Consider the following 15,776-nt stretch of genomic DNA (forward strand, 5'->3'; position numbering starts at 1 on the left):
TCAGTATTGTTTTCTTAAAATATAGCTATTAAGTTGATGGTGCTAATGTAAATAATTTTCTAAATTAATTACTTGATCATAAGCTCGCAGCTCATCTTTTTCATAATGATGAATTACTTCTAAAAATGTTAAATCTGATTTCAATAAATAATTATGAATTTGGTTAGCTGTCTTTTGATCTAATGAAGCGTTAATTTCATCAAGTAATAATATTGGACGATTTGCTAAAATAGCACGCGCTAATTCAATTCTAGCTAACTGACCACCAGATAATTGATCTGCATTATCACCTAATTGGTAGTCAAAGCCTTTTTCCTTAATAACTGAATCTAATCCCAGATTATGGCAGACATTAACTACATTTTCCCGGGAAATATCCTTGCCTAAAGTCAGATTAAACCATAAGCTATCGGCAAAAATTACTGGACTTTGACTTGCATAAGCAAATAGATCCTTAAACTTCCCTGCTTGCAATTCCTGCTCATCCATCTTAATTGACTGTGCCTGACCATATTTACCAGTTAGTAAATATTGCAAAAGTGTCGATTTGCCAGAACCAGAAGGTCCAATAACTGCCAGCTTATCACCTTTAAAAATTGAAAAATCAAGCTTTTCAACTAGGCTAGTACCTTGTCTCTCCAAGGTTAGACCTCTTAAACTTAATTTATTAAATTGCTCATGTTTAGCTATTGATTGAGATGAGTCTAACTTAATGAATCGGTTGACCCTTTCAACGATCTTCTTAGTAGTTGATAGTTGGTTTTTATCCTCTAGGATAATCAGAATTGGATTCACGAATGAATTAGCTAATTGCACTATAGCAAATAAAGCACCTAATTGCGTTTGCCCCTTAACTACTAAATATATACCGAAGATAAATGGGAACAAAAAGGTAGTTACTGGAGCAATGAAATTAATCCATGTATTAGTATCTAGACTAACTAAATTCATCTTCCTTAAACTTAATTCTAATAAGTCTACCTTCTGCTTATTCTTCATCGTTGCGCTAGCTAGACCATGGTAGAGCTGTAGGGTTTCACTTCCTGCAATAAAGTTCTTACTCTGGTTAACATATTTGCTATTAGCGGCAGTCCATTTTTGAGAAGTTAATTGAATCTTCTTTTGAAAAATACCAGAAATTATCATTGGTATAAATGAACCAACTAAGAATAAAATCGTAATCAGCAAATTAACACTTAAGGCATAAGATAAGGCGAATACTAGACTAAAGACCTGCATAATGATTTCAATTTGGGCATCAAAGCGATTTGTTTCTAACAGCTTAAAATCATTAGTCAAAAAGCCTAAACTCGTCTCATTCTCTTCCTTAGTTTGATTAATCATCCCACTAAAAATCTTCATTCTTAAATAAGTATTAACTTCTTGAATAATACTAGTCTTTAAGCGATTAAAAATTAAGCCCGCTAATAAAATTACGCAAAACCCGCTGCCAATAATTAAGAAAAAATTATTTAAATTACCCCAGCTTCTCTTAGTAGCAATATTAGTTAAAGTCTGAACCATGTAAGCAATTAAAATATTCTGTAAATTAACTACTAAGCCAACAACAACCATCATGACAAACTTAGCCTTATTGGAATACTTGTACAGCATTTTTTATCCACTCCTTCAATTAATTGTTGTCATCATTATGTCATGAGATTTATACTAAATTAAAAATACTTGCAAATTTGCAAGTTGAATTAATTGAGGTAATAATTATGTACGGTCACGAGTTTAAACAATTACGCCAAATGCAAGAAATCACCCAAAAGCAAGCTTGCCAGGGAATCTGTTCTGAATCTAAATTATCACGCTGGGAAAATGATCAAACAGAGATTGACTTTACGACAGCGATTAAACTATTAGAAAGAATCCATGTTACTAGCCATGAATTTATGGGATGGTCTAACTTTGCCCCTAAACCAGAGATTAATCAAGATGTATGGCATGCCTTAAATTCTAACGACGTTCCCTTTATTAAGAGAATTACCAAAAAACAGCTCAAGATCTATCATCAAACTAAGAACAAGTTTGATTTATTTATTGCTGCTAGCTTATGTAATGCCCTATATGCGATCGAAAGAAAAAATTACCTGCCAGCTCTTGATCAAAAAAGACTAGCAAGTAATTTTTCTAAAGTCAAAATTTGGAGTGAATACTACCTTAGCTTATTTGGTAGTTGTGTCTTATTATTAGAACCCAGGATGATCTATGGCTTAGGGATGAATATCATCCACGACCTTGACCATATTAAAGAAGCAAATACAACATATGACTTACAAGTAGCGCTGGGTGGTTTAGGAGATGCAGTAATCAAACTTTTATTTAGCCATGATTTCGTCAGAGCAAAAAAGTTGCTCAAATCAATCCATCAGATTGACTTGCCACAATACATGACATTCTTTCCTTTAATTTTTAACTTTTTAGAAAAGACAATCATCTATCTAGAAACTAATAACCCCACCCCTGCCTTAACAATCATTAATAATCTAAAAGAAATGAACTGCCTTCAAGCTGCCAAAACCTGTGTTAATATCTTTGAAGATCTATCCAAAGCCTATAAATTATAGAACTTATAAAGCTTTCCCCAGACCCAAGCCGATAAATACTAAGATTAAGCCTCCCAAGTAAGAACTTAAAAAGTAGCAGCAGAAGCTAAGATATTTTTTATTATTCCAAAGGGTTAGTAATTCAACATTCATTGTTGAAAAAGTTGTATATCCACCTAAAACGCCTGTCCCTATTAACGCATAAACAAAGCTAGATAATCTTAACCCAAAAACTAACCCTAATAATAAAGCTCCAGTTAAATTGATAAATAATGTCGCATAAGGAAATTTCGTTCCAAAATGTTTTTTACCGTAATTCGTCAAAAAATACCGTCCCACTGCACCAAAAATTGCACCAATACCAGCTGTAATTACTGTATTAATCATCATGCTTCACCTGCCAACTTCTTACCTAAACTCTTGCCGACAATCATTCCAACATAAGCAAATAAAAATCCTAAAATTATCGAAGTAAAGAAATAAATTAATGCTGAATTGGAAGCGTTAGTTTGCAATTGCTTAAGTGTATCTAATTGAAACGATGAAAAAGTCGTAAATGCACCTACAAATCCAGTTGACAGACCCGTTGCTAGCCATTCACGTCCTTCTCTAAATTCAATAAAAAAATTAGTTAAACCAGCTAACAAAAAGCAACCCAAAATATTAACCAATAAGGTTCCGTTACTTGACCATATTAAATTAAAGTAGCAACGCAACATCCCACCAAAAAAGGCAAAGAAGCCAACACTAAGATAATTTTTTAATTTATCTGACATTTTTCCTCCTCAAAAAAGCAAAATAAAAACGTCTACTATTTAGGTGCAGTACTCTTGCAATAATAGTAGACGTCATTAGATTTTACTCGATTAAAGGTGAACGTCATCACCTATTCATATGACAATGTTAAATATACTTCAATCCCCGCCTTAATGCAAGGTAGATTGTTTATTTCTATAATAATCCCATTAAATTATTTAACATATGGGCTAAGATAGAATAACGCAGATCCTTGGTCCAAACATAAGTCCAAGCAAGAATACTGCCTAACATCCAATAGACAAAAATATATTTTGAAAAGAATGGGTCATGACACCAAGCAAAGACAAGCCCACTAGTTATTACACCAAGTAGTTGGCTCCAGGAATTCTCTTCAGGAAAGAATGTATTAAAAAACATCCCCCTAAAAATAAGCTCTTCACAAATCGGCGCTACAATAACCAATAACAAGTTAAAAATTGCATTCGAATGCATTTGCACCTGGTCAAGGGCCTTCTGGTTCTCTGATGAAGCACCGCCAAATAAGTTAATAAAGATAATCTGCATTACTAAAATTAAAAAGAACATCCCGACAGCAATCAAGCCCCGCTTCCAATCCCAATGTGGCTTAGAATTGAAAAACCAGTCATTTTCTTGGCGCAATTGATACTTATATGCCCAACTTATTAAACCAATTATTATCACAGTTACTAGTACAATTGTTGCTCCGATTCCAAAGTTGATTCTCTCTTTTTGTGGTAAAACGTAAAATTGCTGTAAGTACATATATCCTGCAAAAGACAAGATCATAATTGCAACATTACCAATCACTTGTAAAAATCTTTTCAAATAAATCACCCACATTTTATTAAAAACTGTTAATTACTTCATTATAATTAATAACTAGGATAAGGAACAATAATCATGCATACAATTATTTTTTATACTATTAAAATATTTAACTACCTAAATAACCGGCGTCTAAGTTCATTAACTGCGCTGTTATTTGCTTGTTTAATAATCTTTTTATTCTTTTGGATTGTTGAGCCTAGGAATTCGATCAATGGACTGTTATTTACTGGGCTTTTTTTATCATTTGTATTATGGTTCGGCTATCTAATATTCACCCAACATAATACCTTGATGAATTGGCTATTTGGACTAATGGCAATCGGAATTTTCATCATTATCTTTTTTGCGATTATCTTTTCTTGGATTTTCTTTTTATGGAATGCTTATTTTGTCTGGAAGTATGAGAGCCATACTCTGCCTAACCTGCTTAGCTTAATTATCGGCATTGCCTTAGTCTGCCTGTGGATAGCGTTACGGTTAGGAATACTTTACTACTTCCCTGATTGGTTTGATGCTTTAGTTGACGGGGCATTCGCTATTATTCTTTATCTGTGCCTAATAATGTACAACTTCCTAATCAACCTAATACTTTATCAATTTATTCCCCGACGCTACCGTGAAGATTACCTAATCGTACTAGGCGCTGGCTTAATTGATGGCAAGAAGGTATCACGCCTTCTAGGAGCTAGAATTGACCGAGCAATTGCTTTTGCTTATAAGCAATATGATAAAGGGAGAAAGTTCCCCAAGTTCATCATGTCAGGTGGCAAGGGCAGCGACGAGCAAATCTCAGAAGCCCAAGCAATGAAAGATTATGCGATTAAGCGTGGTATACCCCAAGAGAATATCTTATTAGAAGATCAGTCACGCAATACTTACGAGAACATGCTCCTTTCTAAAGAAGTCGCCCTCAAAAACTACGGCAGTAAAAAGTTTAAGGCTAAGTTCTTTACTAATAATTACCACCTCTTCAGAGCCGCCCTTTATGCTAAAAAAGCCCACTTACATGCCAACGGCGTTGGTTCGACTACTAGACTATATTACCTGCCTAATGCAACAATCAGAGAATTCGCTGGCGTCTTTATGATGCGCAAGAAGCGCCACTTCTTCATCATAGCAATAATTGCTATAATCTTTATCTTACGTGCGCTTGCCATTGGACTAGGCTAGATCAAATAACGTACAATTAATCATATCCAGAACTATTAAAGGAGACTCCCATGCTACAGCTTAAGCACTTAATGAAAACATACCAAGTAGGCGACACCGTTACACATGCATTAGATGATGTGTCAATCAACTTCCGCAATCACGAGTTTGTCGCTATTTTAGGACCAAGTGGGTCCGGTAAGACAACCATGTTAAATGTAATTGGTGGCCTTGATCAATATGATAGTGGTGACATTATCATCAATGGCAAATCAACCAAAAACTTTTCACAGACCGATTGGGATGCTTACCGTAACAATACAGTGGGTTTTATCTTTCAAAATTACAATTTAATATCTCATCTTTCAATTATTGAAAATGTCGAATTAGGTATGACCTTATCCGGCGTTGATAGCAAAACCCGTCACCAAAAAGCAATTGATGCCCTAAAGCGCGTTGGCTTAGGTGATCACCTACAAAAAAATCCCAACCAATTATCCGGCGGTCAAATGCAAAGAGTAGCTATTGCCCGGGCAATAGCCAATGACCCAGATATCTTACTCTGCGATGAGCCAACAGGTGCCTTAGATACTAAGACTAGTGTTGAAATTATGAAGCTAATCAAAGAATTGAGCAAGGATAAGCTAGTTATCATGGTTACCCATAATCCTGAATTAGCTCAAGAATATGCTAGTCGGACAGTCCACTTCCAAGATGGTAAAATTCTTAGCGACTCCAATAAATTCACTCCTGATAAAGACATTAAGGATAGCTTCAACTTAATCAAGACTAAAATGTCTTACCTCAATGCCTTAAAGCTTAGCTTTACTAATATTATGACTAAGAAGGGGCGGACTTTTTTAACAGCTTTTGCTTCTAGTATTGGGATTATTGGGATCGCCATTGTTCTTGCCTTATCTAATGGCTTTCAAAAGCAAATTGACCAGACCCAGACTAAGACTTTGTCTAAATTTCCAATCTCAATTTCAACAATTGCAACAGATTTAGATCCTGCTCAAAGAAGCAAGGATTCCGATAAAAATGTTAAAAATAAAGGCTTTTTAATTGCTGCTAAGCCTGATAATGAAAAAAATATCCACGAAAACAAAATCACTCAAAATTACATTAACTATATCAAAAAGATTAACCCAAATTACGCTAATAATATTTCCTATATTCGTAGTGTCCAGTTAAACTTATTGTCAAATAATGCTGGCAAGATTAAGAGGATTCAATTCTCTACTTTAAATAATAGCGGTAGTTCCTTAGTTAATGCCCAAAGCCAGGGAATGGCTAGTGTTGGGATCAATTCAAGCGTCTTTCCTACTAGCTTAGATCAAAGTAAGGGATCCTTTTTAAAGAATAATTATCAACTGCTCTCTGGTAATTGGCCAAGTTCTAAAAACGATGTAGTCCTAGTCTTAAACAATAAGAATGAAGCCAACCTAAACTCACTTAAAAACCTTGGCTTAGATATCAAAGATGGTGAAAAGATCAACTTCAAGAAATTAGTTGGCAAGACCTTCAAGTTAATTTCTAATAATGATTACTACCAACAGCTCCCTACTGGCAACTTCGTGCCAAATAAGTTGACTAAGTCTCTATATAACAAGGGCCGCACAATTACCTTAACCGGAGTTATCCGCAGCAAGAATAATTCACAAATGGCCTTGCTAGATAATAGTATTGCCTATAGCGATGCCTTAAGTGAAGCAGTCATCAAAGAAAATAAAAACTCTAACATTGTCAAAGCGCAAAAGAAGAGTTCTACTAATGTTATGACCAATCAAGCAATGAATGAAACTGAAAAAGCGCAATTCATTGCCAGCATCGGCGGCTCAAGCATCCCTAACACAATCCTAATCTACCCCAACTCATTTAACTCTAAAGATAAGGTTCTAAACTACTTAGACAAGTGGAATAAGGGCAAAGCTAAAAAAGATAAAATTGTCTACACTGATATGTCAGGTACTGTAACCAAGCTGACCGGTGGATTACTTAGCGGTATTACCGATGTTTTAGTTGCCTTTGCAGCAATTTCATTAATTACTTCTATGATTATGATTGGTATCTTGACCTACACCTCTGTGCTTGAAAGAACCAAGGAAATCGGTATCCTCAAGGCCCTCGGTGCTAGAAAACGTGACATCACGCGTGTATTTGATGCCGAAACCTTTATCTTGGGTGTCTTTTCGGGAGCCTTAGGAATCTTGATCGCCTACTTGCTCACCTTCCCTATCAATTCGGTTCTGTATTACATAACTGACATGACAAATGTTGCTCAGTTGAACCCGACCCACGCACTAGCTTTAATCATTATTTCTACAATTCTTACCCTCCTCGGTGGCCATATTCCAGCCCGAATCGCTGCTAAAAAAGATGCCGCAATTGCTCTGAGAAGTGAATAAAAACGAGATGTGCTTATACGCACATCTTTTTTATTGTTCGTATAATATCTATTTATTATTATTTATTTCTGTTAAAAAGTCTAGCACATGATATTTTTACGTACTTTGTATCACATTTTATCTGTTATTGTTAATATTTTACATTGAATTTTATGATTTTTCATTTTATACTTTAATCATCCACTACAAAAAAATATTCGGAGGATAAAATGAAGCTCAAAAAAATATTTTTAGCCGCGGTAGCATTATTAGCAGCCGTTACTGTAACTGCTTGTTCTAATAATCAAGCTAGCTCTAATAAGGAGAAAAGTTATACCCCTAAAGAGTTAACTGTTCAATTCGTCCCTAGCGTACAAGCTTCTAAGCTGGAAGCTAAGGCTAAGCCATTGGAAGGATTATTGAAGAAGCAACTAGGTATCCCAGTACACGTTTCAGTATCGACTGATAACTCAGCCTTAATTGAAGCAATGGCATCCAAAAAAATTGATGTTGGCTTCTTGCCACCTGATGCCTATGTTGTTGCCCACAAGCGCAAGGTTGCCGACGTTTTACTTCAAGCTCAACGTTATGGCTACAATGAACCTAGCGGTCTACCTAATAAGACCCTGATGAATAAATATCGGGCTGAAATAGTAGTTAAAAAAGGCTCTAAAATTAAATCTTGGAGAGATTTAAAAGGTAAAAAGATCGCCATCCAAGATCCTACTTCAACTTCTGGTTACGTTTACCCGATTGCAGAGCTATATAAAAAGGGCCTAAATGTACCTAAAGAATGTAAGTTAGTCAATGTTAAGGGTCATGACCAAGCCGTCCTTTCTGTTTATAATGGAGATGTCGATGCAGCATTCATCTTTTCAGATGCCCGCCCTCTAGCAGCTAAGGATGAACCTAAGGTCATGACTCAGGTTGTGCCAATCTATTTCACCAACTATATTCCTAATGATACAATCTCAGTCCGTAGCGATATGTCCCCTAAATTCAGAAAAAAGCTCGCACAAGCCTTTAAGAATATTGCTAAATCTAAGAAAGGAAAGCAGATCTTAGAGAATATCTATTCTCACTATGGCTACACTGATTCTAAAGATTCTAACTTTAATATTGTTCGTGAATACGAAAAAATTGCTAAAAAAGCAACCGACTCTAAATAACTTGCAGTCAATTGCCAATGGACAGGTTTTCCTGTCCATTTTTTGTGCAAAAATTATATACTATAATAAAAAGTAATAAGGATCTTTAACATGAAACATAACTTCTTTAAATTAATTGCTAGTATTTTAATTGTCACTTGCACAATACTTATCTCCAGTTGTTCTACAAGACATCATAGCACTCACAGCCATCACGCTAGTCCCAGTGTAGCTCTAGTTACTGATGCCTCAGATCCAAAGTCTAACCCCTATAATGCAGCAGCTATTAGTGGACTGACATCATATGCACGCAATCATAACCTTGAAAAAAGCAAGAACGGCTATGCAATCTTTTCACCTAACTATAGTAGCGAAATTTATAGTCTAGTAGACCAAGCTGCACAAAAAAACTTCCACTTAGTCATTGGCTTGGGTAATTCCCTCCAAAATGCTATTAAGGATAATGCTAAACTCTACCCCAAGACTAACTTTGCAATCGTTGATAGCAACCTCACTGGTCAAAAGAATATTGCTAATATCAAATTTGCTAGCCAAGAAGCCGCTTATTTAGCAGGTATTATTGCCGCAAAAACCACAAAATCTAAGGTGATTGGCTTTATTGGTGGCACTAGTCAAGGCTCAGCTAAGTTCGAACGTGGCTTTAGCCAAGGTATTCAATTTCAAGCTAAAAAAGATAATACTAAAATTAAAATCTTAGCTCAAAATGCTAAAACATTCTCTAATCCCAAGATTGGACAAACTATTGCCCAGGAAATGTATCGCAAAAAAGCCGATATTATCTTCGCTGCTGCCGGAGACACTGGCAATGGTGTATTTACTGCTGCCAAGACAATTAATCAAGCTAATCCTGTCAACAAAAAAGTCTGGGTCATCGGTGTTGACGCAGACCAAACAAGTCAAGGTAACTACTATGCTAAAGGCGGTCAAAAATCCAACTTTACCCTAACATCAGTTACTAATAATATCGGTTTAGCAATTAAAGAAATTGCTACTAAGAGCTACCAAAATAAGTTTCCTCAAAATAAAACCCTAACTTACACCCTAAAAAATAATGGGGTTGGTATCGTTCAGACTAGCAATATTCCCTACAATACCTGGATAGCAGCACAAAAAGCCCGCCAAGATATCTTAGATGGCAAGCTCAAAATAAAATAACTATCTAAAAGGACTAGAGTCAATAATTATCAATTGGCTCTAGTCTTTTTTTAAATCATTTCAAGTGGCTGCTTAGTAGTTACTTGTGGAAAGTCCGCATTTAACAAGGCTAAATCCTCATCATTCAAGCTAATATCAAGCGCTGCCAGGTTATCTTTCATGTGTTTAATACTGCTTGCCTTAGGAATCATTAAGACCTGCTTGCTTCTGAGCGTCCAAGCAAGCATTATCTGGTGCGGGGTTGCATGGTGGCGCCGTGCCACAATCTTGAGATTATTAGTAATCCTAATCGTATCCCCGTTACCAGAATTAAATGGTGAATAGCCGATAAAGTTAACCCCGTGTTCTTGCTGCCACGGCAGTATGTCATATTCTACTCCTCGCTTGGCAATATTATACAGATCTTCATTAGCAAAGCATTCACTGCCGCCGGGGACACTAAATAGCTCTTCCATATCAGCTACATCGAAATTAGATACACCCCAATGTCTAATCAGGCCATCTTCTTGTAGTTCTTTTAGACCTTTGATCGTTTCAGATAGACGCTTGTGACCACGCCAATGCAATAAATACAAGTCAACATAATCTGTACCCAATCGCTTTAAGCTAGCATCTAAGCTGCGCCGTTCAAGTTCTGGAGTTGCATGATAAGGGTAGAATTTGGTAATTAAGAATAACTGACTGCGATCATAGCCCCTAATTGCTTCTCCAATTAAGCTTTCACTAGCACCTTCGCCATACATTTCTGCAGTGTCTATAATCTTGATGCCATGATCTAAGCCATAACGTAAGGTTGCAATTTCAGCTTTTTTCTTTTTGGGATCTTCACCTATTCCCCAGCTACCCATACCAAGTCCAGTAAGTTGCAAGCTATCTTTCATCTTTTTTCACCTCAATTAGATTTTAACTCATTAAGAAAAAAACTCGTAATTTTATCAAATCAAAGTTGACTAGACCAATTTTATATTATATAATGGACTAGACCAATAAAGAGTACGAGGAGGTTTTTTGGATATGAAACTTATAATAACTAAAGATAGTATTGAAGGCGGAACTAAGGCTTTTGAACTTATTAAGGACGCAATGGCGAACGGCGCTAAGACTCTCGGACTAGCAACTGGCTCAACCCCACTAGCAATGTATGATGCAATGTGCAAGAGTAGTTTAGACTTCTCTGAGATGATTAGTATTAACTTAGACGAATACTATGGCATTGACCCTACTAATGCACAGAGCTACCACTACTTCATGCAAAAGCACTTGTTCGACAAAAAGCCCTTCAAGCATTCCTATGTCCCTAATGGACTAGCTAAGGATATTGACCAAGAAGTTGACCGCTATAATCAAATCATTGCCCAAAATCCTATCGACCTGCAAATCCTAGGTATTGGACAAAACGGCCATATTGCCTTCAATGAGCCTGGCACACCATTTAACAGCTTAACTCATAAGGTGGACTTAACCGAAAGCACAATTAAGGCTAACTCCCGCTTCTTTAAAGATGAAAGTGAAGTTCCTCATCAAGCAATCTGCATGGGAATCAAGTCTATTATGCACAGCAAGAAGATCGTACTCATGGCCTTTGGCAAGGAAAAGCAAGACGCAATTAAAGCCTTGGTTGAAGGACCAATAACTGAACAAGTGCCTGCTTCAATCTTGCAAGACCACCCAGATGTAACGGTTATCTGCGATGAAGCTGCTAGTGCTAAGTTAGATCCAAAATTTAAAAACTAAAATTCAAATTCAATATTTTTCCAAAAAAAGTCAGGCGAAAGCTTGACTTTTTTGTGTGGAACATTTTTTAAAAAGTTCTTGCTTAACCACAACATATCGTATTACACTTATTAAGCAAACTATATATTGTAGAAAGAACGTGATGACAGTTATTGTTTTAAGTGGGCCAATTGGAGCCGGTAAATCCAGTTTAACCAGTATTTTAGCTGAACACTTAGGTACGCAAGCATTTTACGAAGGCGTTGACACCAATCCAATCCTACCTTTATATTACAAGGACATGAAGCGGTATACCTTCTTGCTTAATACTTACCTGCTTAATCATCGTTTAGCACAAATTAATCAAGCTATCCAAGATAAAAATAGTGTTTCTGATCGTTCGATCTATGAAGATGCGCTATTCTTTAAGATGAATGTCGATAATCAAATTGCCGATCCGACTGAATTTAAGATCTACGACAGCTTACTAGAGAATATGATGGAAGATACCCCAGGCAACCCTAGCAAGAAGCCTGATCTATTAATCTATATTCATGTATCTTTAGATACAATGCTTGAACGCATTAAAAAGCGTGGTCGTTCATTTGAGCAACTTAATACCGATCCCAGCTTGAAAGACTACTATGCTAGGCTGCTTAAGTACTATGAACCTTGGTATGAGAATTACAATGCATCCCCTAAGATGGAGATTGACGGCAACAGCCTAGACTTCGTAGTCGACGAACAAGCCAAGCGCAAAGTTTTAGACAAAATTGATCAAAAGTTACACGAGATTGGTAACTTATAAGATTAAAATAAAAAGAAGGAACGTGATGACAGTTATTGTTTTAAGCGGGCCAATTGGAGCCGGTAAATCCAGTTTAACCAGTATTTTATCCAAGTATTTAGATACTAAGCCATTTTACGAAAGTGTCGACGACAATCCTGTATTGCCACTCTTTTATGCAGATCCTGAGAAATACACTTTCTTATTGCAAGCTTACTTTTTAAACACACGCTTTCGTAGTATTAAGCGAGCTTTAGCTCAAGGTAACAATGTCTTAGACCGTTCAATTTATGAAGATGCCCTATTTTTCCAAATGAACGCTGACATTGGCCGTGCAACCCAAGAAGAAGTTGATACTTACTATGAACTCCTTAACAACATGATGTCTGAGATCAACCGCATGCCAAAAAAGAGCCCTGACCTCTTAGTTCACATTCATGTTTCCTACGATACTATGATTAAACGTATTCAAAAGCGTGGCCGCCCTTATGAACAATTAAGTTATGATGCCACACTTGAAGATTACTACAAGCGCTTGCTCCGCTACTACAAGCCATGGTATGAAAAATACGACTACTCAGACAAGATGGTTATCGACGGCGACAAGTATGACTTTATGACTAATGAAGCAGACCGTGAAATTGTCTTAAAGATGATCGTTGATAAGCTTAAAGCTTGCGGCAAGTTGCCATTAGATTGGAATGAGTCAGTAAGCAAGGTAAAGATCGAAGCTTAATTTTTAATCAGTTTCCACTTTAGGTGGGGGCTGATTTTTTATTTTTATAAATATTGATTAACTATAATTCAAATTATTTTTATAATAATTCGTATTTACAATTAAAAATAAGAATGATAAACTAACTTAGTAATGCCATTGAGTATTAAATACGAACATTACTCGTTTGGAGGAAAATATGAATTTTATTAGTAAGTACTTTAAGCTTGATAACTTAAATACTAATGTCAGAACCGAATTTTTAGCAGGGTTAACTACCTTTATCAGTATGTCCTATATCCTATTCGTTAACCCTAGTGTCTTAGGCGCCAGCGGCATGGATACTGGTGCTGTCTTCACCGCAACTGCACTTGCTTCGGCATTGGGTACTGCCATTATGGGGATTGTTGCCAATTATCCAATTGGTGAAGCTCCAGCCCTAGGGATTAACGCCTTCTTCGCTTACACCGTTTGTGTAGGGATGAAGGTGTCTTGGCAGACTGCATTAGCTAGTGTGTTCGTTGCTTCAGTGCTCTTTATTATCATCACAGCCTTGAAGTTACGTGAGAAGATTATTGACTCTATCCCAGCTGACTTAAAGTTCGCTATCTCTTCAGGTATTGGTTTATTTATTGCCTTCTTAGGTTTACAGAATGGTGGCTTAATTGTAGCTAACAAGTCTACTTTAGTTGGATTGGGTTCACTTCATAACCCTCTTGTCTGGATTACAATCTTTGGTTTGTTTGTCACAATTGTCTTAATGATTATGAATGTTCCTGGTGCGATCTTCATTGGGATGGTTGCTGCTTCAATCTTTGGTATCTGTACCGGTCAAATTGATCTTCCTCATAAGATTGTTTCAATGGCACCTAGCCTAGCACCAACCTTTGGCCAAGCGGTATTTCATCTAAAGGATATTAATTCACTACAAATGGTAGTCGTTGTACTTACTTTCTTACTTGTTACCTTCTTTGATACTGCCGGTACATTGATTGGTTTAGCCCAACAAGCTGGTTTCATGAAAGATAACAAGATGCCACGTGTTGGTAAGGCATTGGCTTCAGATTCAACAGCCATGTTATTTGGGTCATTGTTTGGTACTTCTCCTGTTGGTGCCTTCGTTGAATCAAGTTCTGGTATTGCCGTTGGTGGTCGGTCTGGCTTAACAGCAGTCTTCGTAGCAATCTTTTTCTTAATTTCAATGATCTTTAGCCCCTTACTTGGTGTCTTTACTACCCAAGTTACTGCTCCAGCTTTAATTATAGTAGGAGTTTTAATGGCACAAAACACTGCCCATATCCACTGGAGCAAACTTGAAATTGCCGTTCCTTCCTTCCTTATCTTAATTGGAATGCCACTTGCTTATAGTATTTCTGATGGACTTGCTTGGGGAATGATTACTTACCCAATCTGTATGGTTGCTGCTAAGCGCGGTAAGGAAGTTACCCCAATGATGTGGGTCTTGTTCGTAGTTTTCTTAATTTTCTTATGGGTTTTGAATTTTTAGTCTAGTAATCAATACATACATATTCTATAATATCTATAGTTTAAGAGTCCTTTGCGTAGGGGCTCTTTTTAGTTTGTCAATAAAACAACAGAAAGTAGAAAAATTATCGAAAATGGACTATAAGAAAGTAAATTTAATTATTTTAACACTGTTTTTAGCAATTATATTTCCTGTGACAATAATGTATCTAAGCCGCATCTATACACTAAATATCGCTAACGGCTTAGGATTAATTTTTCTTTTAGCGATTATTGTTGGTTTAATAACACCTAACCTCATTTTAAGCTGGCTGATGATTATTACCACCTCGATTGCAATTGGATTTCTCTTTTTAGGATATATCGTCATGCCGACTTTTTCTAAAATCATTCTTGTAATCGCTTTCCCGGTCGAAGCTAGCTTAGTTAGTGTGCTTTCAAACTTTATCATCCCTTGGTCATACATTGTAGGGCGAAACAGGAAGATCAGGAAGTTCCTTTCTCACTATAATTTTACTTTAAACTTGCAAACTGAATATAACGCCAAGAAGTTATACCGTCGCCATATCAAGATCCTTAAAGAAAATCCCAAACTAGGCCTAAATATCAACTTGATGATGATCCATTGGGAAAATTACGAACAATATAAGGAAATGAATCCTACCAGCTACGATAAGCTCTTAAAGAAGATAACCCATATCTTAAAAGCAAATAGATTAACTGAAGAATTCATTTATTACCTGGGAAATGCGACTTTTCTAATTAATTCGCCTAACTTGGAACCACGTATCTTCAACCAGGTTAACCTAAAAACCGAAAATAAATTATTCAAATTGCCCGAACCAATTCCAACTAGCTTAAAGGTTGTTAATCTCTACGTTGATAACTCTAATCTTGATAAGTACGATACACCTGAAAAGATGCTCAAACACTTAGAGCGCGAGCTTGAAACGACGATCATTGTTGAATATCTCAAGGGGGGGAGGAAGGTTAGTGAATAATTGGTTCTATTTCCTTGCATTAGGAATTTCAATCTTTTTTGCAATTGTATTTGTA

The 15,776-nt window shown here is 36.4% G+C and carries 15 protein-coding genes and 1 riboswitch; of the genes, 10 read left to right on the forward strand and 5 right to left on the reverse strand.

The window, feature by feature from the left end; genetic code table 11:
- Positions 1-42: 42 nt before the first annotated feature.
- The gene (locus tag J2Z60_RS07400) at positions 43-1,614 is read right to left on the reverse strand and encodes an ATP-binding cassette domain-containing protein (RefSeq protein WP_209687060.1); all 1,572 of its coding nucleotides are present in this window, start codon (positions 1,612-1,614) and stop codon (positions 43-45) included.
- Between the two features lie 107 nt (positions 1,615-1,721).
- Here J2Z60_RS07400 and J2Z60_RS07405 point away from each other — a divergent pair, with 107 nt between their 5' ends.
- A complete protein-coding gene (locus J2Z60_RS07405) occupies positions 1,722-2,573 on the forward strand; it encodes an Rgg/GadR/MutR family transcriptional regulator (RefSeq protein WP_209687061.1) in 852 nt (283 codons plus the stop codon).
- A 3-nt stretch (positions 2,574-2,576) separates the two neighbouring features.
- On the opposite strand, the gene crcB is transcribed toward J2Z60_RS07405, so the two are convergent.
- The 3 genes from crcB to J2Z60_RS07420 form a co-directional block, all read right to left on the reverse strand.
- Entirely contained in the window at positions 2,577-2,939 is a 363-nt protein-coding gene (crcB, locus tag J2Z60_RS07410; RefSeq protein WP_209687112.1) for a fluoride efflux transporter CrcB, read from the reverse strand.
- A complete protein-coding gene (locus J2Z60_RS07415) occupies positions 2,939-3,328 on the reverse strand; it encodes a fluoride efflux transporter FluC (protein WP_209687062.1) in 390 nt (129 codons plus the stop codon). Before J2Z60_RS07415 ends, crcB begins: the two co-directional genes overlap by 1 nt.
- Before the next feature lie 59 nt (positions 3,329-3,387).
- A riboswitch (Fluoride riboswitch) is annotated at positions 3,388-3,448 on the reverse strand.
- 55 nt (positions 3,449-3,503) lie between these two features.
- Entirely contained in the window at positions 3,504-4,157 is a 654-nt protein-coding gene (locus J2Z60_RS07420) for a type II CAAX endopeptidase family protein (protein ID WP_209687063.1), read from the reverse strand.
- Positions 4,158-4,232: 75 nt separating this feature from the next.
- On the opposite strand from J2Z60_RS07420, the gene J2Z60_RS07425 reads away from it, so the two are divergent.
- The 4 genes from J2Z60_RS07425 (at position 4,233) to J2Z60_RS07440 (ending at position 10,020) form a co-directional block, all read left to right on the forward strand.
- The gene (locus J2Z60_RS07425) at positions 4,233-5,330 is read left to right on the forward strand and encodes a YdcF family protein (protein WP_209687064.1); all 1,098 of its coding nucleotides are present in this window, start codon (positions 4,233-4,235) and stop codon (positions 5,328-5,330) included.
- Between the two features lie 50 nt (positions 5,331-5,380).
- Complete coding sequence (locus J2Z60_RS07430) at positions 5,381-7,717, forward strand: ABC transporter ATP-binding protein/permease (protein WP_209687065.1); 2,337 nt, start codon at positions 5,381-5,383, stop codon at positions 7,715-7,717.
- 209 nt (positions 7,718-7,926) lie between these two features.
- Positions 7,927-8,865 (forward strand): phosphate/phosphite/phosphonate ABC transporter substrate-binding protein, encoded by a 939-nt coding sequence (locus J2Z60_RS07435; protein WP_209687066.1) that lies wholly within the window; start codon positions 7,927-7,929, stop codon positions 8,863-8,865.
- A 90-nt stretch (positions 8,866-8,955) separates the two neighbouring features.
- A complete protein-coding gene (locus tag J2Z60_RS07440; RefSeq protein WP_209687067.1) occupies positions 8,956-10,020 on the forward strand; it encodes a BMP family lipoprotein in 1,065 nt (354 codons plus the stop codon).
- Positions 10,021-10,070: 50 nt separating this feature from the next.
- Here J2Z60_RS07440 and J2Z60_RS07445 read toward each other — a convergent pair whose 3' ends face one another.
- Positions 10,071-10,901 carry an aldo/keto reductase gene (locus J2Z60_RS07445; RefSeq protein WP_209687068.1) on the reverse strand — a complete coding sequence of 277 codons (831 nt, stop codon included), beginning with the start codon at positions 10,899-10,901 and terminating at the stop codon, positions 10,071-10,073.
- 133 nt (positions 10,902-11,034) lie between these two features.
- On the opposite strand from J2Z60_RS07445, the gene J2Z60_RS07450 reads away from it, so the two are divergent.
- The 5 genes from J2Z60_RS07450 (at position 11,035) to J2Z60_RS07470 (ending at position 15,721) form a co-directional block, all read left to right on the forward strand.
- Positions 11,035-11,754, forward strand: coding sequence for a glucosamine-6-phosphate deaminase (locus J2Z60_RS07450; RefSeq protein WP_209687069.1), 720 nt, complete (start codon positions 11,035-11,037; stop codon positions 11,752-11,754).
- A gap of 142 nt (positions 11,755-11,896) precedes the next feature.
- Entirely contained in the window at positions 11,897-12,541 is a 645-nt protein-coding gene (locus tag J2Z60_RS07455) for a deoxynucleoside kinase (RefSeq protein ID WP_245328754.1), read from the forward strand.
- Positions 12,542-12,566: 25 nt separating this feature from the next.
- Positions 12,567-13,256, forward strand: a complete 690-nt coding sequence (locus J2Z60_RS07460) for a deoxynucleoside kinase (RefSeq protein WP_209687071.1) — start codon at positions 12,567-12,569, stop codon at positions 13,254-13,256.
- A gap of 178 nt (positions 13,257-13,434) precedes the next feature.
- Entirely contained in the window at positions 13,435-14,742 is a 1,308-nt protein-coding gene (locus J2Z60_RS07465; RefSeq protein WP_209687072.1) for an NCS2 family permease, read from the forward strand.
- A 112-nt stretch (positions 14,743-14,854) separates the two neighbouring features.
- Complete coding sequence (locus J2Z60_RS07470) at positions 14,855-15,721, forward strand: hypothetical protein (RefSeq protein WP_209687073.1); 867 nt, start codon at positions 14,855-14,857, stop codon at positions 15,719-15,721.
- Positions 15,722-15,776: the final 55 nt, after the last annotated feature.

The organism is Lactobacillus colini (assembly GCF_017874575.1).
Classification (GTDB): domain Bacteria; phylum Bacillota; class Bacilli; order Lactobacillales; family Lactobacillaceae; genus Lactobacillus; species Lactobacillus colini.